This is a genomic window from Actinoplanes sp. NPDC051633 (genome assembly GCF_040681735.1).
In the GTDB taxonomy this organism is placed as follows: domain Bacteria; phylum Actinomycetota; class Actinomycetes; order Mycobacteriales; family Micromonosporaceae; genus Actinoplanes.
The window spans coordinates 1-1,128 of the sequence record NZ_JBFAZH010001770.1; the positions used below are offsets into that span (position 1 = coordinate 1).

Sequence of the window (1,128 nt, forward strand, 5' to 3'; positions counted from 1 at the left end):
CGTCACCCAGCTCGTCCCGCAACCGCCCGATCACGTTGCCGCTCTCGTGGATGGCCGGGGCGTCCGGCGCCAGCGCGGCCTCCGCGTCCAGGACCGCCGGCAGCACCTCCCACTCGACCTCGATCCGCCGGCAGCCCTCCTCGGCCGCGCCCTCCGTCTCGGCCACCACCGCGGCGACCCGCTGACCGGCGAAGCGCATCACGTCGTCGAGCAGCCGGGTGTCGGCCGGGTCCTCCTCGGGATGCTCGTGCCGCGCGGTGGAGAACAGCCGGTCCGGGGCGTCGTCGTGGGTGAACACCGCCACGACGCCGTCGACCGCGAGCGCCGCGCGGGTGTCGATGGACCGGATCCGGGCGTGCGCGTGCGGCGAGCGCAGCACCTTGAGATGCAGCGTCCCCGGCACGTCGAGATCGAAGGTGTAGCGCGCCCGTCCGGTGACCACCTGTGGCCCGGCCGGCGCGGGCAGACTGGCACCGACAGCTTCGCCGGGCCTCGGCTCGTCCACATTGCACACTCCGGCGATCGCGTCGCCGATCGCCCGGTATCCGGTGCAGCGGCACAGATTTCCCTTGAGCGACCGCGGCAGATCGGCGAGCCGCCGGTCGTCGAGCGCGGCGGTGGTCATGATGAACCCGGCGGTGCAGAATCCACATTGGAAGCCCTGCGCGTCGAGGAACCGCTGCTGCACCGCATGCAGCCCGTCCGGCGGGGCGAGCCCCTCGATCGTGGTGACCCGGCGGCCCTGCGCGCGGAACGCCGGGTACAGGCACGAATGCACCGGCTCGCCGTCCACATGGACCGTGCATGCGCCGCAGTCGCCGGTGTCGCAGCCCTTCTTGACACCGAAGCAGCCGCGCTCCCGCAGATAGGTCCGCAGGCACTGCCCGGGCCGCGGCGGCTCGGCGTGCTCGGTCCCGTTGACGATCACGCCCATGGCACCTCCGCTCCGCGGCCCCGACCTCGGTGTGCGCTCATGCGGCCAGTTCCCGGCGGATCTGCTCCGCATACTCCCTGGTGAGGTGCCGCCGCCAGGCGGGCAGACCGTGCACGTCGTCCACGTAGGCGTCGACCGGGATCCGCTCCGCCAGCGCGACCTGCAGCGTCTCACCCTCCGGCAGCTCGTCGAAG

Annotated in this window: 1 protein-coding gene; it reads right to left on the bottom strand. The window is 73.0% G+C overall.

Going from position 1 to position 1,128, the window contains the following annotated elements:
- On the bottom strand, positions 1-934 hold a 934-nt coding region (locus tag AB0M20_RS45025), incomplete at its 3' end, for a 2Fe-2S iron-sulfur cluster-binding protein (RefSeq protein WP_364307764.1).
- Between the last annotated feature and the right edge of the window lie 194 nt (positions 935-1,128).